General features: G+C 37.9%; 19 protein-coding genes and 1 pseudogene. 4 read left to right on the forward strand and 16 right to left on the reverse strand.

What is annotated here, in order from left to right:
- Positions 1-123: 123 nt before the first annotated feature.
- The 5 genes and pseudogenes from speB to J7J00_RS14385 form a co-directional block, all read right to left on the reverse strand.
- Complete coding sequence (gene speB, locus J7J00_RS14365; RefSeq protein WP_214791558.1) at positions 124-1,125, reverse strand: agmatinase; 1,002 nt, start codon at positions 1,123-1,125, stop codon at positions 124-126.
- 411 nt (positions 1,126-1,536) lie between these two features.
- A complete protein-coding gene (locus J7J00_RS14370) occupies positions 1,537-3,009 on the reverse strand; it encodes an aldehyde dehydrogenase family protein (protein ID WP_214791560.1) in 1,473 nt (490 codons plus the stop codon).
- Positions 3,010-3,279: 270 nt separating this feature from the next.
- The gene (locus tag J7J00_RS14375; protein ID WP_214791562.1) at positions 3,280-4,458 is read right to left on the reverse strand and encodes an iron-containing alcohol dehydrogenase; all 1,179 of its coding nucleotides are present in this window, start codon (positions 4,456-4,458) and stop codon (positions 3,280-3,282) included.
- 89 nt (positions 4,459-4,547) lie between these two features.
- Positions 4,548-6,020: pseudogene (locus tag J7J00_RS14380) on the reverse strand (aldehyde dehydrogenase family protein).
- Between the two features lie 142 nt (positions 6,021-6,162).
- Positions 6,163-7,518 (reverse strand): APC family permease, encoded by a 1,356-nt coding sequence (locus J7J00_RS14385; RefSeq protein WP_214791564.1) that lies wholly within the window; start codon positions 7,516-7,518, stop codon positions 6,163-6,165.
- A 151-nt stretch (positions 7,519-7,669) separates the two neighbouring features.
- Here J7J00_RS14385 and J7J00_RS14390 point away from each other — a divergent pair, with 151 nt between their 5' ends.
- Complete coding sequence (locus J7J00_RS14390) at positions 7,670-8,473, forward strand: MerR family transcriptional regulator (protein ID WP_214791566.1); 804 nt, start codon at positions 7,670-7,672, stop codon at positions 8,471-8,473.
- Between the two features lie 271 nt (positions 8,474-8,744).
- Here J7J00_RS14390 and J7J00_RS28870 read toward each other — a convergent pair whose 3' ends face one another.
- From J7J00_RS28870 to J7J00_RS14405, 3 genes are all read right to left on the reverse strand, one after another.
- Positions 8,745-8,852, reverse strand: coding sequence for a DUF554 family protein (locus J7J00_RS28870; RefSeq protein WP_214791568.1), 108 nt, complete (start codon positions 8,850-8,852; stop codon positions 8,745-8,747).
- A 91-nt stretch (positions 8,853-8,943) separates the two neighbouring features.
- The gene (locus J7J00_RS14400; protein WP_214791570.1) at positions 8,944-9,219 is read right to left on the reverse strand and encodes a DUF554 family protein; all 276 of its coding nucleotides are present in this window, start codon (positions 9,217-9,219) and stop codon (positions 8,944-8,946) included.
- Between the two features lie 363 nt (positions 9,220-9,582).
- Positions 9,583-10,392, reverse strand: coding sequence for a nitrilase-related carbon-nitrogen hydrolase (locus J7J00_RS14405; RefSeq protein ID WP_309487174.1), 810 nt, complete (start codon positions 10,390-10,392; stop codon positions 9,583-9,585).
- Between the two features lie 219 nt (positions 10,393-10,611).
- Between J7J00_RS14405 and J7J00_RS14410 the strand changes: the two genes are divergently transcribed.
- Entirely contained in the window at positions 10,612-12,015 is a 1,404-nt protein-coding gene (locus J7J00_RS14410) for an amino acid permease (protein WP_144528659.1), read from the forward strand.
- A gap of 73 nt (positions 12,016-12,088) precedes the next feature.
- Here J7J00_RS14410 and J7J00_RS14415 read toward each other — a convergent pair whose 3' ends face one another.
- The 3 genes from J7J00_RS14415 to J7J00_RS14425 all read right to left on the reverse strand — a co-directional run bounded on the left by J7J00_RS14415 (position 12,089) and on the right by J7J00_RS14425 (position 15,655).
- Complete coding sequence (locus J7J00_RS14415; RefSeq protein ID WP_214791574.1) at positions 12,089-12,949, reverse strand: MurR/RpiR family transcriptional regulator; 861 nt, start codon at positions 12,947-12,949, stop codon at positions 12,089-12,091.
- Between the two features lie 205 nt (positions 12,950-13,154).
- Positions 13,155-14,528, reverse strand: a complete 1,374-nt coding sequence (locus tag J7J00_RS14420) for an aspartate aminotransferase family protein (protein WP_214791576.1) — start codon at positions 14,526-14,528, stop codon at positions 13,155-13,157.
- 920 nt (positions 14,529-15,448) lie between these two features.
- Positions 15,449-15,655 carry a hypothetical protein gene (locus tag J7J00_RS14425; protein WP_214791578.1) on the reverse strand — a complete coding sequence of 69 codons (207 nt, stop codon included), beginning with the start codon at positions 15,653-15,655 and terminating at the stop codon, positions 15,449-15,451.
- Positions 15,656-15,957: 302 nt separating this feature from the next.
- On the opposite strand from J7J00_RS14425, the gene J7J00_RS14430 reads away from it, so the two are divergent.
- Positions 15,958-16,464, forward strand: a complete 507-nt coding sequence (locus J7J00_RS14430; protein ID WP_214791580.1) for a DinB family protein — start codon at positions 15,958-15,960, stop codon at positions 16,462-16,464.
- A gap of 42 nt (positions 16,465-16,506) precedes the next feature.
- The gene (locus J7J00_RS14435) at positions 16,507-16,671 is read left to right on the forward strand and encodes a hypothetical protein (protein WP_214791582.1); all 165 of its coding nucleotides are present in this window, start codon (positions 16,507-16,509) and stop codon (positions 16,669-16,671) included.
- Between the two features lie 78 nt (positions 16,672-16,749).
- Here the strand turns inward: J7J00_RS14435 and J7J00_RS14440 are convergent, their stop codons facing one another.
- From J7J00_RS14440 to J7J00_RS28080, 5 genes are all read right to left on the reverse strand, one after another.
- The gene (locus J7J00_RS14440; RefSeq protein ID WP_214791584.1) at positions 16,750-17,478 is read right to left on the reverse strand and encodes a GntR family transcriptional regulator; all 729 of its coding nucleotides are present in this window, start codon (positions 17,476-17,478) and stop codon (positions 16,750-16,752) included.
- A gap of 67 nt (positions 17,479-17,545) precedes the next feature.
- Positions 17,546-18,328 (reverse strand): fructoselysine 6-kinase, encoded by a 783-nt coding sequence (frlD, locus tag J7J00_RS14445; RefSeq protein WP_214791586.1) that lies wholly within the window; start codon positions 18,326-18,328, stop codon positions 17,546-17,548.
- Between the two features lie 325 nt (positions 18,329-18,653).
- On the reverse strand, positions 18,654-19,667 hold the full coding sequence (locus J7J00_RS14450) for an SIS domain-containing protein (protein WP_214791588.1): 1,014 nt from the start codon (positions 19,665-19,667) through the stop codon (positions 18,654-18,656).
- Positions 19,668-19,801: 134 nt separating this feature from the next.
- On the reverse strand, positions 19,802-21,145 hold the full coding sequence (locus J7J00_RS14455) for an amino acid permease (RefSeq protein ID WP_214791590.1): 1,344 nt from the start codon (positions 21,143-21,145) through the stop codon (positions 19,802-19,804).
- Positions 21,146-21,457: 312 nt separating this feature from the next.
- Positions 21,458-21,688 (reverse strand): apurinic/apyrimidinic endonuclease family protein, encoded by a 231-nt coding sequence (locus J7J00_RS28080; RefSeq protein WP_286201360.1) that lies wholly within the window; start codon positions 21,686-21,688, stop codon positions 21,458-21,460.
- Positions 21,689-21,867: the final 179 nt, after the last annotated feature.

A 21,867-nucleotide genomic window follows, 5' to 3' on the forward strand; every position in this document is an offset into this window, starting at 1 on the left:
TGAAAATTATTTCTATAATTTTCATTTATCGAATTTCCTCTTTATTTATACATATTCAGGAACCTAAGAAAAGAAAAACGGAAAAATCATTTTATATCAGCAAACGCTTTCAAATTTAACAGACTAATGCTTCTTTATAAAGTTCTCCTCTTGATGATCGCTGATTATAGCCTGGCTTTTCTCTTTTTCTTTCAAAACATAACTAAGCAAGTCTAATGAGAGACGCGCTGCTACTTGTCCAGTTATTCCCGCATGATCGTAAGGAGTAGCTACTTCTACCATATCAAAACCGATTACTTCTCCTCTTTTTGCAATTCCATGGAGTAATTCGTTGACTTCATCATAAAGCAGGCCTCCAGGAGAAGGTGTGCCTGTCGCAGGGGCAATCGATGGGTCGAGGCCATCAATGTCCATGGTAATATAATATTTTTCACCTGCTGGAATAAGTTCCAGAACCTGTTCAAATCCCATCTTTCTCATTTGGCGGGGAGACAAGATGACGCTTCCGTATTCTCTGGCAGCATCGACATCTTCTTTTTTACTGCTGCTGATTCCACGAACACCCAATTGGAAAATCTTTTGAACATGATTCATTTCTGATAAGCGGCGGATGCAGCTTCCATGTCCAACCCGCATTCCAGAACGGTGATCTGCCCAGTCTAAATGCGCATCAATCTGGATCACATGAAATGGCCCGAGTTCACCCAAGCCCTTTCCTACAGGAATTGTAATGGAATGATCTCCACCTAATACAACCGGCATTGCACCTTTTGAAACTATTTTTCGAATGGCTTCTTCCGTATTATCATGGGATTGCATCATATCACCATGTACCATGTCCACATCGCCGCAATCAACGACTTTCCATTTCGGGCCAAGATACATGATATCATTTTCAATATCATAGGCACCATCTAACCCGAAACTATATAATGTAGAGCCTTCACGAATTCCCCTTGGACCCATTCTTGCGCCTGACTTCCATTGTGTTCCCATATCATTTGGAACTCCAATGACAGCAACATCTGCGTCTAACTGGTCTAAATCAGGACATACGGGATATTTCCCGAAAGTACAGATTCCTGTAAATGGTAAATTAAGATGTTGTTTTTTATTATTCGACATGAACTTTTCCTCCCACTTGTATTACGTTCTTCGAAAATAATATATATGTAAGCTTCATGCCATCCTATAAAACCAGGTAAAACATAATTGTGTTGTCAATAATGACTACCAGGAACCAACATATTTTCTGATATTCGATACTCCTTAGTAAACGACACAGAGAAGGACTACAGGGAATATAATTCATATACAGTAAAATATTATTCTTGTCTTATTTAGGTTTTACATAAGGCAAATCTTGATGAACTGGCATTTTACACGTAAAATAAACACTTAGGAATCTGTTAAAGCCATCTACAGAAATAATATTTGAATTTTTTTAAAAAAAATGCTTCCTCTATTATTAGACATACATTTTTTCGATGTGTGCATTACTCACTCTCTTTTACTCGTTTATCTCTACTTCAATTTCTAATGATCAAACCACTTGGTTGGCTCCACTTCTAGATTGATGTTGATTTGTTTTACCTCACTGAACTCATCTAAACCAAAAGTTCCTAATCCACGGCCAATTCCACTCTGCTTATAGCCTCCCCACGGCGCTTCATTGTAGGCTAGATTATAGGCATTAATCCATGTAATTCCGGCTCTTATTTTCTTAATCACTCTTAAAGCCTTTGCACCATCTTGTGAAAATACACCAGCTGCAAGGCCATATGGCGTATCATTGGCAAGCTGAATGGCGTCCGCTTCGTCCTTAAACTTTTGAACAGTAAGAACTGGCCCGAATATTTCTTCCTGAACAATTCTCATGTCCGGTTTGGTATCGACAAATATCGTCGGCTCAACAAAATAACCATTTTCAAGCCCATTTCCTGTGATACGCTTGCCGCCGCAGGCTAATTTTGCCCCTTCTTCTATGCCAAGTTGAATATATTTAAGTACCTCATTCATATGTTCTTCACTAACAAGGGCGCCCATTTCTGTAGACGGTTTATCACCAGGACCGACTCGGATCCTTTTTGCTTTCTCTATCAGTCTATTGATAAACTGGTCGTGAATGCTTTCTTCAAGCAGCAAACGCGACCCTGCATTACAAACTTGACCGGCGTTTACAAAAATCCCATATAAAGCATAATCGACTGCTGTCTCAAAGTCTGCATCGGCGAAAACGATGTTGGGTGACTTGCCGCCTAATTCGAGTGCAATGTTTTTAATATTTCCAGCTGCTGTTTTCATGATGCTTCTGCCCGTTGATGTGCTCCCAGTGAATGAAACCATATCGACTTTATCGCTTTCCGCTATTTCATTTCCTACGGTTCCTCCACCGCCCATCACGAGATTGGCAACACCATCTGGTATGCCAACTTCTTTGATAATCTCAAACAATTTTGTAGTGGTAACCGGAGTTACCCCTGCTGGTTTAAATACAAGCGTATTTCCTGCTGCAAGGGCAGGGGCGATTTTCCAAGCTCCCGTCAGCAAAGGAAAATTCCACGGAGCTATCAGTCCGCATACCCCTACCGGCTCTCGAACAACCATGGCCTGTACTGGAGCGGAAACGGGATATGTTTGGCCATCCGGTTTTGTGACTAAACCACCATAGTAGCGAAAACAATCTGCTGCGTCAGCAATGTCAAACTCTGACTCTTTAAGAGGTTTTCCGGTATTTGCTGTTTCAAGTTGGCTAAGCTCGGAGGCGTTTTCATCAATCTTTTCCGCTATTTTAAATAAGTAGGAAGCCCGCTCCGAAGTCGGTAAGCCCGACCAAATCCCAGAATCAAATGCTAGTCGTGCTGCATCAATGGCCATCTTGGCATCTTCTGCATTTCCGCTGGGCGCCTCTGCAATGATCTTGCCGTTTGCGGGGTTTACAACATTACTCTTTTGTTTACTTAAAGAATCCATCCACTCACCGTTTATAAACATTTTCAACTTATGCAATTTGGAAAACCTCCAGTTCGTTATTCTTCCCTTTAGCAATCTCATATCCATAAATAGCTAATAATGATCTGTAACAGGTTTGGTCATACGCAAGCTTTCTGTAAACCATGGTGGCCACCGAATTAAAACTTCTATCAAGCTGGCCACCAATTCAAAAAATTTTGTTCCACAGTCATTTAGTATTGAGTCAATTTAGATATTTTCTTATAATTGAATATTTTGAAACTTTCTCCTATATTTCCAGGAACCACTTTTACATGATTATCAATCTTAAATTAATGTTGTGTTTTTCACTTCATAAGTGTTTTTAAATAATTCCAAATAATCTGCGCGTGTCAATTCCCGTGAATTAGTCTGTGTACACAAATGAACCGCTGCCCCTTCAGCCAGGAAAGGGAAATCTTCAGAACTGACATTACTCAGATCTCGAAAGTTAGGAATGCCAATTTTTCTTGCAAGCTCTTTTAACAATACAACACCTTCATGGGCCGTTTCTTCTATTGTTTTACCTCCTCTATAAGCTCCAAGCTTTGTAGCTACAATGGCATGCTTCTCGGGGTTTGATGGAATATTAAACTCAAACACATGTGGAAGAAATATGGAATTTGCAACTCCATGCGGAGTATCATAAAGACCTCCAAGTGGTTCAGCCATAGCATGTACCGCTCCAAGATCCGAGTTATCAAATGCTATACCAGCAATTAAACTGGCTACAAGCATATTTTTCCGTGCCTCTAAGTTATTGCCATTTTCCACAGCTAAAGGAAGATACTTAGCAATTAATTCAATTGCATAAAGGCTGAGAGCATCTGAAATTGGTTCGGCAACATTGCAAGTATAAGCTTCTATAGCATGTGTAAGTGCATCCATTCCTGTAGCAGCAGTTATAGATTTCGGAAGAGTTAGAGTTAATTCAGGATCCAAAATTGCCAATTTTGGAGCCAATTTAATATCAAGTATAGCCTCTTTTTGTTTTGTAACTGTATCTGTAATAACAGAGCCTGTTGTAACCTCACTACCAGTACCTGAAGTTGTGGGGATACATATGAGTGGAGTTATTTCTCGCTCTAGTAAATTTACACCGTAACGATTTTTAAGTTCTCCTCCGTGTGTTAAAAGTGTACCGATTGCTTTTGCTGAATCCATTGAACTGCCGCCCCCAAGACCAATCAATAGATCTATTTTCTCGTCTTTAAATTGTTGATAGGCTCTTTGGCAATCCACATCTTTTGGATTAGGAGTGATATCATCAAAGACAATATAATTGACCCCTTCTTGATCTAACGAATTTGTAACCTTTTGTAAAATCCCAGTTTGTGCCAGTCCTTTATCTGTAATAAGAAGAGCCTTTTTTCCACCTAGCTCTTTTGCTCTTTTCCCAATATTTTTAACTTTTCCGTTCCCGAACTCTATAGATGTAGGTAGATTGAAATTAAAATCCCATAGCATAATTAATTTCCCCTTTCAATTTTTTAAATAGTGTAAATATCGCACAATGATTCACTCTCTTTTACTCGTTTATCTCTACTTCTCAATTTTTAATGATCAAACCACTTGGTTGGCTTCACTTCTAGATTGATGTTGATTTGTTTTACCTCACTGAACTCATCTAAACCAAAAGTTCCTAATCCACGGCCAATTCCACTCTGCTTATAGCCTCCCCACGGGGCTTCATTGTAAGCTAGATTATAGGCATTAATCCATGTAATTCCGGCTCTTATTTTCTTAATCACTCTTAAAGCCTTTGCACCATCTTGTGAAAATACACCAGCTGCAAGGCCATATGGCGTATCATTGGCAAGCTGGATGGCTTCCGCTTCGTCCTTAAACTTTTGAACGGTAAGAACTGGCCCGAATATTTCTTCCTGAACAATTCTCATGTCCGGTTTGGTATCGACAAATATCGTCGGCTCAACAAAATAACCATTTTCAAGCCCATTTCCTGTGATACGCTTGCCGCCACAGGCTAATTTTGCCCCTTCTTCTATGCCAAGTTGAATATATTTAAGTACCTTATTCATATGTTCTTCACTGACAAGGGCGCCCATATCTGTAGACGGTTTATCACCTGGTCCGACTCGGATCTTTTTTGCTTTCTCTATCAGTCTATTGATAAACTGATCGTGAATGCTCTCTTCAAGAAGCAAACGTGATCCTGCATTACAAATTTGACCGGCGTTTACAAAAATTCCATATAAAGCATAATCCACTGCTGTCTCAAAGTCTGCGTCGGCGAAAACGATGTTGGGTGACTTGCCGCCAAGTTCGAGTGCAATGTTCTTAATATTTCCTGCAGCTGTTTTCATGATGCTTCTGCCCGTTGATGTGCTCCCAGTGAATGAAACCATATCGACTTTATCGCTTTCCGCTATCTCATTTCCTACGGTTCCCCCAACGCCCATCACGAGATTGGCAACGCCATCCGGTATGCCAACCACTTTAATAATCTCAAATAATTTAACAGTGGTATTCGGCGTTACCTCGGATGGTTTAAACACCAATGTATTTCCTGCCGCAAGGGCAGGGGCAATTTTCCAAGCTCCTGTCAGCAAAGGGAAATTCCACGGAGCTATCAGCCCGCATACGCCGACCGGTTCCCGGACAACCATCGCCTGTACAGGATCGGAAACGGGATACGTTTGGCCATCTGGTTTTGTGACTAACCCGGCGTAATACCGAAAACAATCAGCTGCGTCAGCAATGTCAAACTCTGACTCTTTAAGAGGTTTTCCGGTATTTGCTGTTTCAAGTTGGCTAAGCTCGGAGGCGTTTTCTTCAATCTTTTCCGCTATTTTAAATAAGTAGGAAGCCCGCTCCGAAGCCGGTAAGTCCGATCAAATCCCAGAATCAAATGCTAGTCGTGCTGCATCAATGGCCATCTTGGCATCCTCTGTATTTCCGCTGGGCGCCTCTGCAATGATCTCACCGTTTGCGGGGTTTACAACATTACTCTTCTGTTTACTTAAAGAATCCATCCACTCACCATTTATAAACATTTTCAACTTATGCAATTTGATAAAACCCCCAGTTCATTATTCTTACTTTAGAGATCTTACATCCAGAAATAGATAGCGCTTTCATATTTCTGTGTTTTCAATGTATTCACACCTCCTTATGTTACTTATACTTACACCTTTTTATCGGAATAACAGATTACATTTCCTCTACCTTTTGAGGGATTATCTCTTCTTCAAAATGAAACTCAGGAAGGGGATTGTGAAAAAATTTTGTCATATAAAGAAGATATGCTAAGCCACAAACCACCCAGATGCCTCCAAGGATCAATGCCTCCATTTCTAGATGTGACCATAACCACATAGTAAATGCTGCGCCCATGAGCGGTAAAAATAAATAACTTATGCAGTCTTTAAAAGAACGTTTCTGATTTCTTATAAAATAATGGGCGATAACAGAAAGATTAACTGATGTAAAAGCAATGAGCCCTCCAAAATTAATAAACTTGATTACTTGCTCCAGAGTTAACACGACACCTAGTAAAGAAATTATACCTATCACGATAATACCGTGTGACGGTGTTTTATATTTGGGATGGATATAACCAAATTGTTTAGGCAATACAGAATCCCGGCCCATTGCATACAACACACGTGATGCGCTTGTAATTGAAGCAACTCCTGAAGAAAAGTTACCAATAATTACTGCAGTTATAAATAATGATTTGAATAGGTTTCCTCCAACTAGTATAGCGATTTCCATGGCTGCTGAATCAGTGTTTTCAAATGAAAAACCCGGATAGACCAATTGTGCTAAGTAGGAAGAGCCAATGTACAAAACTCCTATAAACAGCAACATTATGATAATAGCTCTTGGGATAGTTTTTTCAGGATTGATTGTTTCCTCTGACAAGGTAGTAAGTGAGTCAAAACCAAGAAAACTAAAACAAAGAATTGAAGATCCTGCTAAGATTACTGAAAAGGGAACCTCTGAATTGAAGAATGGTTTACTCGAGAAAAGAGTGCCTGTTCCTACTCCATCTAATAAATTTTTGACGGTTAATATCCAGAAAAAACAAACGAATATGATTTGAGCAATAACGAAAATTTTACTTGCGGATGCTGATGTCTTTACCCCTAGTATGCTCGGTACAACTATGATAGTAGTCAAAAGAATAATCCACACAAAATGTGGAATCCCTGGAAACACTGCACTTAAAAAGACAGTGGACATCAAACACGTCACCATAGGTGTTAACATATAATCAAGCATAATTGTCCAACCAACAACAAACCCAACTTTAGGATTAATAGATTTTTGGGTAAATGTATAAGCTGAACCTGAGATAGGGTATGCCTTTGCCATCTTTCCATAGCTGAGCGCTGTAAAAAATATTGCTAGAAATGCAATACTATAAGCACCCGTAATTACACCATGTGATGTTACGGTGGCGATTCCATAGGTATTAAAAAATACCATGGGGTTATTCCAAGCAATCCCTAAAAAAACAACCTGTGACAAAGTAAGTGTTCTAGCAAGTTTTTTCCGTTTCATAATCAGCTCCCCCACATTTTTAAAGATTACTCAGAAGATTTCAATAATTGTGTATTTTGATTATAAAGGTTGTTGTAACACAAAGGTCAACACCTGTATTATATTTTTTAAGGGGGCGATTTAACTGAAAGAAAAATTAACTATTGGTGAGATGGCTAAGTTGCGAGGGATGACTACAGAGACCTTGCGCCATTATGATCGGATTAATTTATTCAAGCCGAAATATACCGATTCACATTCGGGATATCGCTACTATTCTATTTTCCAGTACGAGGTTTTAGGAACCATTAAAGAGTTACGGCAACTTGGAATGAGTACGGACGAGATAAAGGATTATTTCAATGAACGTAATGTCAGTAAGTCTTTAGACATTCTTAAAATTAAGCACGCAGATCTTGTTTCAAAGCTTAATGAATTAACCGACTTGGAAGAAAATATCCGGAAGAAAATTGTATATTTGGATCATATATCAAGAGAAAAAGAACTACAAATGGTCATGTTGCACAAAATAGAACGCAGGAAATTAATTACATTGAATGAAAAAATCAATAATAATATAGAGCTCTGTTATGGAGTTATAAGGCTTGAAAATATGCTTGCTGAAAAGTCACCGATTCTGGCCAGTAACAGACTAGGAATTCTCATCCAGGAAGCAGATCTTAAATCTAAACGTTTTGAAGAACCATCAGTCATTTTTGTTGTGGCAAAAAGTAAAGAAAAAATACCAAAAGAGTACCAAAAAATCATTCCTGCTGGGTTGTTTGCTTGTATCCGTTATAATGGAGAATTATTATGGAACCGAAGCGAAAGCTTAAGTAAAATAATTGATTATCTTGATGAAGGTGGTTATCAAATTATCGGCGATGCCCTGCAAATTATGCATGTTGATATTACTATCACAGATAAACCAAACGAGATTACCTTTGAAATTCAAGTTCCCATTCAAAAGGTCTGACCTATTTGCGCAGGACAAATGTTTATGTTTATGGTTTAGACGAAAGATATAGTAGAATTTTTGATATGGAATTGGAACTTGCTATGAAATATACCCGGACAACGACACATATAAAAAAGTGTCCCTTATCCGGGTTTTTTATGTTTCAATTGATGTAATGAGTATGAACGGAGGTTTAAATTCCGGACTATTAGAAATAGATTGCTCGGATTCCAAGCCGGAATTTATAATAAACCCACCTTTCAGATGATCCCCTGACCAAGGTGGGTTTTTATATTAATAATAATATTGAAAAAGTACCTAAAGTACTGGCTAAAACCATGCTAGTAAAACCAGCAATCATTGACTTTGTTAGTAAAACTGAATGATCCTGTCGCAACCCGCCATCTCAATCTCCAATAATCCCCATTTATTCAACTACAAAAATAAGTGTCGCGGAAACGAATCATTGTGCTATGTTTCTATTCTGTTTATTTCCTAATTTCCTTTCGAGAATGGTACCAAGTCCGGTGAAGTTGATCTTCTAGTCTCATCCGTTCCCCGATTATAGCGCACACTACTAAACTAACAATTACAATAAAAAAGTCGTTACTCTTCAAAGCCATTTCAAGACCAAGAACTATAACAGCCACACCAATATCAACCTTCACTGTTTGTTTCATATGACCTGGAATTCTTCTTAACAAAAGCCCAATTAGTGTTCCGAGCACTATACCTATTGCATTAGCTAAACTGCCGAGTAACATCAAAATATTCACACCATGAACCAAACAATCTATAACCTTCTTAGAAGGAATTTAACATACAATTAATTCATCCCCATCTCCCAATGAAAAGGAAGCACTTTTTTATCTTTTCCTGTAAAAATTACAGTGGAGAAGAAATAATAATATAGTCATATTTAATTAACTTTGGCTCAATAATTCGTCAATTCCACTACCATTGGCGCTTTGCTTTTTCCACTTATTTAACTAAAGTGAAGCTTCTTCTTTGCACAATAAATAGGTACTTCCCCCCTGCCTCGCCTACACGAAAAATGGATTTTAATAAACTTTTATAAGATTCTAGTTATATACCCATATAATTCGTTTAATGAATTTTGAAAAAAACTATTTTTTCAATTCAAATAAACAAGCATTTGGCCACAATTTCTTGTCTAAATCATCCAGATAAGGAACTTCTTTTCGCACCTCGGATATAATCGAAAAATCCACATCATGAATTAGAATACTCTGCTCTGTTCTTGAAGCTTCACATAGGACCTCACCGGTCGGAGCAACAAGTTTACTCTTTCCACAACTTCCCTCATTAACCGTGTTTACGCCAAGAATATAAACCGTATTATCGAGTGCACGTGCCGGAAGTTGAATATCCCATCTTGTTTCAGCTCCGTAACTCCATACTGAAGGAACAATAATAAGTTCTGCACCTTGAAGAGCTAGAATTCGGCTAGGTTCAGGAAATTCAATATCTGCACAAATAAGAACACCTATTTTTCCTTTCGATGTTTCTATTGCAGTATAGACTTTCTCACCAGGAGTAAATATTTCCTTCTCTCTTCCCCATACAAATGATTTCCGATAAGTGGCAATGACTTCCCCTGTTGACTCAATTACAGCTAAGGATATGTAAAGGTTTCCATTTTCCCCCTCAACAAAAGGTACGATGAGTATTACTTTTAACTCTTTAGCGAGCTTTTGAAATAAAGAAACAGTCTCTCCATTCGAAACCTCTTGCAACGATTGGAATTGCTCCTTCGATAAATAGTAACCACTCACCCAAAGTTCAGGTAATACGATTAATTCAGCTCCCTGTTTAGCCGCCTCTTCAACCATTTCTATACAATTTTTAATATTTTTATCCCTTTCTCCAGGGATAGCTTGTAATTGAACTGCAGCAACCTTAATCAACAAAAGCACATCCTTTTCTGCAAATGAAAATTATCAGATTTTTTTGAAACCTGTGTTTCATTTAATAATATTTTATTTAATTTAATTAAGCAACGATTATTTCTTTTGGTATTTAATTTTGAATTTTTTATTTCAAAAAAAATCTAAAAATTGTGTAAACTATAATCAATCCAGTTTCGGTTAGGGTAATTGTAAACTTTTACACAACATTTTTCAGGGAGGTCTTACATGAAAAAACAACAGAATGATTTAGAACAATCACTCAGTTCTCGTCACATGTCAATGATTGCTATCGGAGGCGTCATTGGTGCAGGTCTTTTTGTAGGTAGTGGCGCTGCCATACATAAGGTCGGGCCTGGCATCTTGGTTTCTTATGTAATTGCCGGTGTTTTAGTGTTCTTGATTATGAAGAGCCTTGGTGAAATGGCCACTTCCAATCCATCAAGTGGTTCATTTTCAGAGTATGCCCGGGACGCAATTGGCCCTTGGGCAGGTACAACAGTTGGGTGGCTTTATTGGTTTCAATGGGTTGTCGTTATTGCCATTGAAGCCATTGCAGGTGCAGCCATCATCAATATGTGGTACCCAGGTATTCCTTTATGGTTCCTTGCTTTGGCCTTGACAATCGCTTTGACTTTAACAAATATCTATTCAGTGAAATCCTTTGGAGAATTTGAATATTGGTTTGCCATGATTAAAGTAGCGAGCATCATCGCCTTTTTGATTTTAGGCGTATCTTATATATTCGGATTTTCAGGAGAATCGACGGTTGGAATATCTAACCTTGTACAAAACGGAGGATTTTTCCCTAATGGTGTAAGTTCCGTCTTTGTGGGAGTCATCACTGTATTTTTCTCTTTTGCCGGTACAGAAGTAGCAACCATTGCAGCAGCTGAATCAAAGGATCCTGTTAAGTCTGTCTCTAAAGCTATTAATAGTACAATTTGGCGTGTCTTGATCTTTTATGTAGGCTCAATAGCCGTAGTTGTGACATTACTTCCTTGGAATTCTGCCAATGTATTACAGAGCCCATTTGTTGCGGTTTTAGAAAACCTAGGCATTCCTTTTGCAGCTCACCTCATGAATTTCATCGTACTAACTGCTGTTTTATCATGTCTAAATGCTGGATTATATACAACATCCCGAATGCTTTTCTCTTTAGCTAAAAAAGGGGATGCCCCTCAATATTTTAGTAAGTTGAATAATAATGGCGTACCTGCCAGAGCTGTTTTTGCAGCTACCATATTTTCTTATATTGCTGTAGTGATGAGTTATGTTTCGCCTGAATTAGTTTTTCTGTTTCTCGTTAATTCATCAGGAGCGATTATATTACTAGTTTATTTGGTTATTTCCATTTCTCAGTTGAGGATGAGAAATAGATTAGAAAGAGAGAATCCTGATGCTCTGAAAGTGAAGATGTGGTTGTTCCCATATTTGACATATGCGACGATCCTGGGGATTTCCATCATTTTAATTTCCATGGCTTTTATCGATTCTACAAGAAGCCAACTATATTCAACACTCCTACTAACTGGGGTAATTATTGTGTTGACTCATTTTTTCGGGAAAAAGAACATCAGTAGCGCAGAGGAGAAAAGTAAACTATCCAGTAATTTGCCTCCATTGAAATAAGCTAAGGCAGAATACGATTATGTGATTAATTAAAAAGCCTTACTTTTCCAATGTGGAAGAGTAAGGCTTCTTTCTATTGCATTTTCTTTTTTTGAAAAACATCAAAATGACTCCAGATGTCTTCTAAAACTTCTAATCGCTCGTGTATATCTTCCTGCTTCTCTTTTCCGACAAACATGATCAAAGCATTAATCAAGCTTAATGGTGCAACGAAAGAGTCAATGAAGCTGGGCATCTGACTGGATGCTGTCAACGGAATGTCCGCATGGGGAATAAGCGGTGAGAGTAAATTATCAGTAATGGCAATTGTTGTCGCATTTTTTTCCTTTGCAAAAGAAAACATTTGAATTGTACTTTTCGTATATCGTGCAAAACTGACACCAATCACTACATCTTCTTCGCTTAAATTGTATAACTTTTCCGATGAATTCTCCAATGACTGCAGAAGTTCCACATTATTTAAAACAATTTGAAGATAATATTCCAAAAACACGCCCAGGGAAGTGGCACTGCGGTTTGCGATAACATATACTCTTCTCGCTTGTAATAAGCATTTCACTGCTTCATGGAATGCATCTTCATCCAATTTCTCCATTGTGGATTTTATGTTTGCGATGTCATCTTGGAAAACTTCGTATACCCCTGAAGACTCTTTATTGTATACCTTTTGGGACATCTTTAATCGCTCTGTCGTTGTCAGTTGCTGCTTAACGGAATTCTGCATATACTGCTGCATCTCTGGATAGCCTGAATAGCCAAGCGAGGTTGCAAACCGCACAACGGTGGCATCACTGACCCCTGCCATTTTTGCTAATTTTCCAACTGTAAAAAAAGGAACGGTCGTTTGATTCTCTAATATATATGTAGCTATTTTCACGTGGGACTTGCTCATTTCCCCTATTTGTCCAGCGATGTTTTGATAGACGTTTGACATTAAAAAGAGCGCCCCTTTATTTATATTTATGTATTGTAGGAGTATCTATTTCCTTTTTGTGAATGATTATAATTTAACAATAGGTTTTTTCATCCTTTTTTGTCAAGTTAATTGCAAGTACCATGGTGGAATTAAAAAAGGCCGATCAATTGAAATCGCTTTGATCGGGCCTTTTGCTTTTCATCTGACACTCAGTTAAACTGAATTATTTCATGATTCGTCCAATGGCTTCATCATGCGCTTCCACAGTTCGAAGAATATCTTCCTCCGTGTGTACAACAGACATCGAATAACGATTAAGCGGCTTTGTATAAATACCTAATTTTAATAACTCATAGTCAATCTCTTTTCTTAATTTCGTATTTGCCCTGCTCATATCACGATAATTTTTAATCGGGCCTTCAGCTAAGATAATGTTAAAGATACTGCCCATACCGACTGTTTGCATGTTTAAGCCATGTTTTTTATACACATTCTCAAGTTCCTTACGTAAGGATTGCGTCTTAGTAAACAAATCTTCCATTGTTCCTTCTTGTTCCAATAAGTCAATAGTTGCTAAACCGGCAGCCAAAATGGTTGGATGACCATTGTATGTTCCACTATGATATAACGGATTTTGTTTATCTGTATTATCTGCTCCAGCTGTTAAAATATCTCGTCCGCCTCTAGCAGAGGTAATCATCATTATTTCTTTTTTACCTCCAATGGCCCCTTCTGGGAATCCGCCGCCCAGAACTTTTCCTAATGTAGTGATATCCGGTTTAATGCCATATACTTTTTGAGCTCCCCCAATCGATATCCTGAATCCTGTTTTTACTTCATCGAAAATAAGCACTATATTAAGTTCTTCTGTTATTCTACGAAGTCCTTCCATGAATTCTTGTTCAGCAGGTATGAACCCTCCTTGAATTGGCTCTAAAATAACACCTGCTAATTCATGTGCATGGGCACGTAAAATCTTCTCGGTAGATTCTAAATCATTGAATGGAAGAATGACGGTATTTTCAATATAGTAATCTGGTATTCCTCTTGATTCTCCTACCGCTTTAGGAGCTGTTGCGTTACCTGCTTGATCCATATCAGGGTTAACACTCACTAATACTTGATCATATCCTCCATGATAATGTCCTTCAAACTTTGCCAATTTCGGTTTTCCGGTATAAGCCACCGCCGTGCGAATTGCAAGAAGTGTAGCTTCCAAGCCTGAATTCGTATAACGAACCATTTCAATACCAGGATATAACTCTACTAATTTTTCCGCCATTGTTGTTTCCATCCTGTGAGGCGTACCGAATATGGTAGTTCCAGACTCTAACATTTGTTTTGTCACAGCATCAAATACTTGTTGATGACCATGACCTAATATAAGAGCTCCATAACATAATAAATAATCGATATATTCATTTCCATCTACATCATATAACTTACTGCCTTTTCCTTTTTCCATCATTAATGGATGTGGCGGAAAGTATTTAATATGTGCTGTGACACCGCCCGGAATCACGTCACAAGCTTTTTCAAATAAATTAGCTGATTTTTTTGTTTTTTCTGATAATGTTTTTTTGTCGTGTAGTATCATAATTAATTTCCCCTTTATATAGATTTTTTTCATGCGAAGTATTTATAAATAATAGAAGAGATTTTTTAAAATTTAATCAAAACTTCTATTAAATGTGGATATTTTTCAGACCAAGCCCAGATATTCAATTGATTAAGCAACTAGGTCCAGCCCGACCATAAGAAGATAAAGGAAAATAAGCTATACACTTTGAAATTGCTTCCACCAACCATCATTTCCAGCTCCTCATTCACTTCCTGTTCAAACCAATAGTAAATTTTCTCATTATTAAAATAAACATTTCATTATAAATTATAATATGAAATAAATATTACAAAGTCAAGATTAATAAGGAGATTTTTGTTTATTTTTAAGATCTCAGAGATATAAATGCTAGCCGGATGAAGCGATTCAACGGCTATTCAAAAAATCAGAAACAATTTCTCAATAAATAAGCTGTTATCCATATTTTCGACGGATATCTGACTTTAATGAGCAAACGCCAATTAAGCGCTCCAAAAAATGGCGCGCTTAATTGGCGTTATTTATCATGCACTTCAATCATATCTGTGTCTCCTTGGCCTCTACCGCAGCAATTCTATCCCACCGTCGTTATTTGGGGATACTGTATCTATTACATATTTTTAGAGGTTCATCAGGCGGTGCTCAGATTCCTACAACATTTTAAACTAATAAAAAAGAAAAATGAGACTGATACCACGGAGTTTTCTGCATTGAACGGAGCTCAACTATATTGCTGAACTTTTAAGGCAAAGGTTTTCTTTTTCGGTCACTATTACACCTTCTCCCTTCTTATAATTTTAAGGAGGGAGGAGGCCCATTTAGCAAGCTACATTTTTAAAATCAGAAGTTCCCTTTTCACTTTTATATTTTGATTTTCGTTCTAATGAAGGAGAAAATTTTAGAATACGTAACTGCACTTACATTGTTTCATAGTTTTTTATTTCAAATTCACTTAGAGGTCGATTAATCGACTTACTCAATTTATTAATAAGCTCTTGGTAATCCTTAGTATCATCTGGATCTATACCTTCCCTGACGTTTAGTATCTCGTATCGGTCATACTGTTCTGGAATAAGTTTTCCGTCTACATGGATATAAAGCCTATATTTGATCCTCAGATTCATAAAAATACCATCTCCTTTACTATCAGTTCGATATAAGGAGCTGTTTTCCTGCAAGAAAAAATACTCTAATGTGGCCACCACTTACTATTCATTTTTCTAATCAGAATGATCAGTAGTTCGTATTATCTCAAAACCTCTCTTTTTATATTCGCGATGAGCGCAGAACGGTTAGGAGGAATTGTTATATATATAAGAGAACAGCATATTAATAAATATACTTTATTGAATTTACCTGAATTTTTTTTGTTTTTACTGCATAAATTGTTCAATACGAAAAAACTAGTGTATATGGGGGTTTTTTAATGAATCATCCCGATTCAGTATTAGAAATGTATAACTATCACTCGTGGGCAAATGTGGTCATCATCGATCGGTTAAATGAACTTCCACAGCACATTTATCATAAGGAAATTCAGAGTGGTTTTTCGTCGGTATCAAAAGTGTTGTCTCACATTTATCTCACAGATTATGCGTGGTTTGACATTATCTCAGGTAAAAGTATGGATGAAGCAATGGCATCTTCCAATCAATTAAGAGAAGAGGTGGAAAAGAAAAGTATTGAGGAAATGAAAAAAATATTTTTAGACTTATACGAAAGAAACAAATCACTTCTGAGTACAGAGGATATGGAAAAGGTAATTGTCGTGGATAACCCATATGCTGGGTTGCTTGAAACTACCATTTCCGAATCGGTATTACACGTTGTCACACACGGATCATATCATCGTGGCAATATTGCTACAATGTTGCGGCAAATGGGGCACACTTCCGTTATGCAAGATTTTGGCCTTTACCTTTATTCAAAATAGAAAACAAAACTATATCCGATTACTGAATAAGGGGAAATATCGATGGACGAACTAGTTGGCACTTGTGTTCGCTGTGCACGAAATGTATATTGTACTGCTGGATTTCTGAACGGTATTCTGTTAGATAACAAGAAAATCTTATGTTTTAATTGTAAGGATATTTTATCTGCAACGATCAAAGAAGAAAGGTTGGAAGATGAGAGTTGAAGGAGTAATACACCAAATCAAAATGTAAAAACACTTTTCAAAACTTCAAAATAGGTCATGCCAATAATTTGGCTTGACCTATTTTGCCCGATGAACAGTCAGATTGACCTTGTTGGTTTCACACATGAACGTTGAGAGATGCACAGGTCGGTCGTTTGCATCGAAAGCGATCTTTAATATTCTAAATAAATTGGCGCCAATATCACATTCTAAAAATTTAGCATAGTTTTTTGTAGCACCAATCACGTCTATAATTTTATCGTTACTGACTATTTCTGTATGGTAATCTTCCATAAGGATTTTATAAGTTGATTCATCCCTTGCAATCTTCTTTTCTAAATCCGGGAAACGAATTAACGAATAATGAGCGGTATCGTAGAAAAGCGGACGATCATTTACATACATGAGTCTCTCAAGTTCGAGAACGGGGCTACCTTCTTCAATGAGGAGATGACCTGCAACGTCTTTTGGAGCTGGTATGACCTCACTTCGTAAAATCCGGGAATTCGGTATCATCCCAAGCTGATGACTAAACTCCGAGAATCCACTTATGGATAACAATTCATTATGGAACTTATTAGATGCAACAAAGGTACCTCTGCGCGGAATACGTGTCAGTGTTCCTTCCTTCACCAATTCCTCTATTGCTTTTCGTATGGTAATGCGACTAACGTTATAAGTTTCACAAAGCTCTGCTTCGGTTGGGATTTGTTCATCTGGTTTATATTTACCGTTCTGAATATCATTCTTCAACATTTGCCTAATTTGCATATATAATGGCTGGGGGGTTGAAGGATTTAAATTCATATTAGATTCATCCTTATCCGTCAAAATTTATTATTTACTATCTATTATACATTATTTCCATTCCCAGTCACCACGCACCGAAATATCTAATTGTTTTCGCAGCAGACTCTGCACCCGATTCTAAGCAATTACCGATAGATTTGCCTTTCAATATTCCATAAATAAAACCGGAAATGAAGGAATCCCCCGCACCCATAGTATCCACCACATTCGCTTCAACGACACCGCATTGATAAAATTGAATGCCGTCATAGGCAAGTGAACCATTTTCACCTAAAGTGGCGACCGCAATTTTAGATCCTTGATTTTTTACATCCATTAAAAATTGGCGGATAAAGGCATCATCCTTCGTATAAGAGAAAAAAGGATAATCAACAGACTGCGGTAAAGTCTTCACTAGATCGTGTTCTAGCTGATCTGAGAAATCAAAAGACGTGAGCATTCCTTTTTCTTTAAAAAAGGAATAGTACCTGTCCGTATGTCCCCAAATCCCTGAATGTATGAGCTGAAATGTTTGAATGTACTGGAGCTCTTCCGTCGTTAAATAGAAATGTTCCATGACTCCTTCGTCGTATTCTCCAAATCTGCGGTCATTACCTACCATTTCAACAAAAGTAACCGCTGTTTTTCCTTCTTTCCTCGAAAGATGAGAAATATCAACGCCTTTTTCCTGAATCGCTTGAACCATTTTTTCACTATATTGATCGGAACCCACCCAGCCAATATAAGCAGATTCAGCACCTAACCCTTTTAAATAGACAGCCACATTTAAAGGATTACCGCCAGGATAGACCTCCCCGCTCTTTTGATAGACATCCATACAGTTATCTCCAACTGAAACCGTTCTCATCATTTCCCCCCGCTTTCTTTGAACTTAAGAAATGAGCACTACTAAGTAGTGCTCCATTTTGACGTCAAAGGATTCCTTCATATTTTTTACTTGATTATAAGAAACACTCTCTAGATTGAAGAAATTTGCAACACTCCTGCCGAATAACTGGCTAGCCAAGACCCCACAGGCGCTTGCTTTGATGGGGCTTGGCAGACAGTCGGCGGAAAGGGAGCGGATTTCTGAAATCAGCTTGACCTTTTTTTAAAGAAAAAATTGAAGGTAATCTGGTTCTTCTCTAATTTGTCTACAGTCTGGAGCACTACTAAGTAATGCTCCACAAATCTTAATATTCCATTTGTCGATAGTATCTTCTAAGTGTTAATGGGTGATTTCTTTCACGCTCAAGGTGAACGCTGATTCTACTTAATACTGCCCAGTTAATACTAACAGAAAAGTGCTTTCTAAATTCTTCGCTGATGCCATCCATTTCAAAGCTTTTGGTATCAATAACCGTTATCTTTTTTGAGATTTTTTCTACAAATCTCTCTACACGGTCCATTAGCGGCCTTGTTTCGTCTTCTCCTTTTAGTAAAATAACACTTGTATCTTCAACAACAAGTTCAAGCGTACCATGGAAAAACTCTGCCGCGTGGATGGATTTCGCTTGGATCCATTGCATTTCCTCTAAAATGCACATTGCATATGAATAAGTGTTTCCCCACAGGTTACCAGAACCGACCATCATGTGGTAATCCGTGTCTTTATGTGTAATGGCAAATTCCTCTGCTTTTTTGTCAAAAGATTTAACGGCATCCAGAATTGCACGTGGAAGAAGAGAAACCTCCTTCGTGAATTGTTCATATTGTGGGAAGTCATCATTGTTATACATGAAACGGAAGACGACCATGTACAAAAGCATAAAGAATGTATCAAAAGAGTGCGTTTCAGAACCTGTCGTAATACAATAATCCGCAATTTGTGTTAACGGAGTATTTGGCTCTGCAACTAAAGCGATTGTAGTAGCCCCTTTTTCTTTACAATATTCAGCCGCTGCAACTGTTTCTTGAGTTGTCCCAGATACAGATGTAAAAATACAGACTGAATCTTTGCTGAAATGCTTATGATTCATCACCATGAACTCAGCAGCAATTTCTGCATGGACATCAATGGTAGAATTTGATTTTAAAATGTATTCATATGGATACATCATGGCTATGGTGCCACCAGCCCCGATCAGGAAAATATTACTGTAGCCCCTTTTTGTGATTCCATCTACGATTTCTTCAATTTGGCCTCTAAAAGCTAGGCCCTCTTTTTCTACAAGATCAAGAAATAACCCCTCATCAAACTTTAGCATCAATATCTTCCTCCCTGTATCCTTGTTTATTTGTTATGTCTTGTATTATAACTAAACATAATAAAATTCACAATTGTTTTAGTTTAAATTTTAAGGACGTTTATCGAAGAGGCCTAACTTCCCTTATCATTCTGCTAAGCCACGATATCGCTGTCGTTATTGCTCTTTGATCCATATTTCCTATCCCAATAATAGTAAACCGGCAGACCTGTTGCGATAACGATCAATGCTGCAATCACTCCTTGAATAGGAGCCCAAGTAAATGTTCCCCAGGCAAGCCATGATGCTCCAAGAATGGCTAAAACCGTCGTTAATCTCCACATTGGCATACGATAGATTGGATTATAATCATCCCTTTTACGACATTTATAAACTGCGGCAAAGTCCAGAATGTTAATAACCAATTGAATCAGTGTGAAATAGCCAAGTAACACCGTTAAATTACTAAAGCACACAAGAATACATGCATACGCAACTTGAACGATGATGGAGAAACTTGGAGTTTCATACTTTGGATGGACTCTTGCAAAACGTTGAAAGAATAGTCCGTCCTTTGCCATTGCATACTCAAGGCGGGGCTGAAACATTATGCAAGAGCTCAGCGAACCCAAGATAACAATAATCGCCGTAATGGCAACAAATGATGATGCAATATCAGATAATCCCGGAATATATTTTACAGCTTCAGAAACAGCCGCGTTGGAGTTCATTAATTCTTCAAATGGCATCAAGCCGATGACACAAACCGCTAGCAGCGTATATAAAGCCAACACGATGAATACCGAACTAATAAGAGCTCGTGGAAGTATTTTCCCTGGATTTTTGAACTCACCAGCCATGAAACAAATCGCAGCCATCCCCGTATAAGCCCATGTGGTTGCAGATACACCACCTATTAAACTTGAATTTTGGGTACCAGGTCCTGGAGTATAAGTAAAGTTATCAGGGTTCATATACATGATTCCCAGGACAATGACAATCAGGAAAGGAATGATTTTGATAGCCGTGATAATGACTTGGAAAAGACCTCCTTCTTTCACACTTCGATAATGAATCGATGTGATGAGCAGGATGATCGCAATACCCAATAATTTCCCGGCCACTCCTGAGAAAAACGGGAAAAAGGTTGCTAAATAAGAAACAATCGCTAAAGCCATAATCGATATCGATGGAGGATCCAAAGCCCAGAAAGTGGCCCATCCATATAAAAATGCCAAAGGCCTCCATCCAGCTTTATTTAAATAAACGTAACCGCTTCCATTTTGGGGGTATGCCGTCGATAACTCCGCCAGCACCATTACTTGCGGTATGGCAATCACCCCGCCTATTATCCAAGCTAGAATAGAAATGGAAGGAGTACCCGCAGCCCTTGCAACATCACCAGATGAGACAAAAATACCCGACCCTATAGTAGTTCCAACAGCAATAGCTAGAGCAGACCAAAAACCCAGTTTTCTTGTAAGTGTGCCATTACTCATAAAGAGTTCCTCCAAATTAGATGATTAAATTCCTAATTCCCTTACTTTTTCAATAGATTTCATGATTGCATCTCTTGGATTTTGATAATAATTTGATCCCATGATCTCTAGAGTACAGCTTCCTTTGTAACGATGGCTTTTAAGGCTTGTTAAGTATTCTCTCCAATTTAAAACCCCATCATCTAGTGCCAGATGCGTATCTGATTGACCATCTATCCATTAGGTGAAAATGGCTTAATTCGGGAAGGAAGGAAAAATACTCATCAGGGGTTTCACCTGCCAGCTGCATTGAAACTGTATCTATCATTCCTTTTAACGAGAAAGATTGGATTCATATTTTGTTAATGGCTCTAAAGCAGGAATCAAACCTTCCCTTTCAGCTACTTTGGTTAATAAAAAGATTGAGTCACTTGCATACTTCCATGATTCCTCTTGTGAGACAGAAAAGTCCCCTATTCCAGAAGTGATAAGCATCATGTTTGTGTCTAACGCCAGCGCGGCGTAAAGATTTTCCATGAAATATTCAATGTTTTTTTTCGCCAATGAGCATCCTAGGATGCAATGTTATAAGGATAGATACATTGCTCTGGAGTATAGCAGAGGATTTTCATATTTCTAGACTTAATTTCCCTTCTCAAACTCCTTATATTTCCTAGTATGCTGCGATAAACATATAGATGTGGCTCCCCACCCCATAATTCAATGCTTTTAATCTCAAGGTG

This window comes from Bacillus sp. ISL-4, assembly GCF_018613275.1.
GTDB lineage: Bacteria > Bacillota > Bacilli > Bacillales > DSM-1321 > Peribacillus > Peribacillus simplex_E.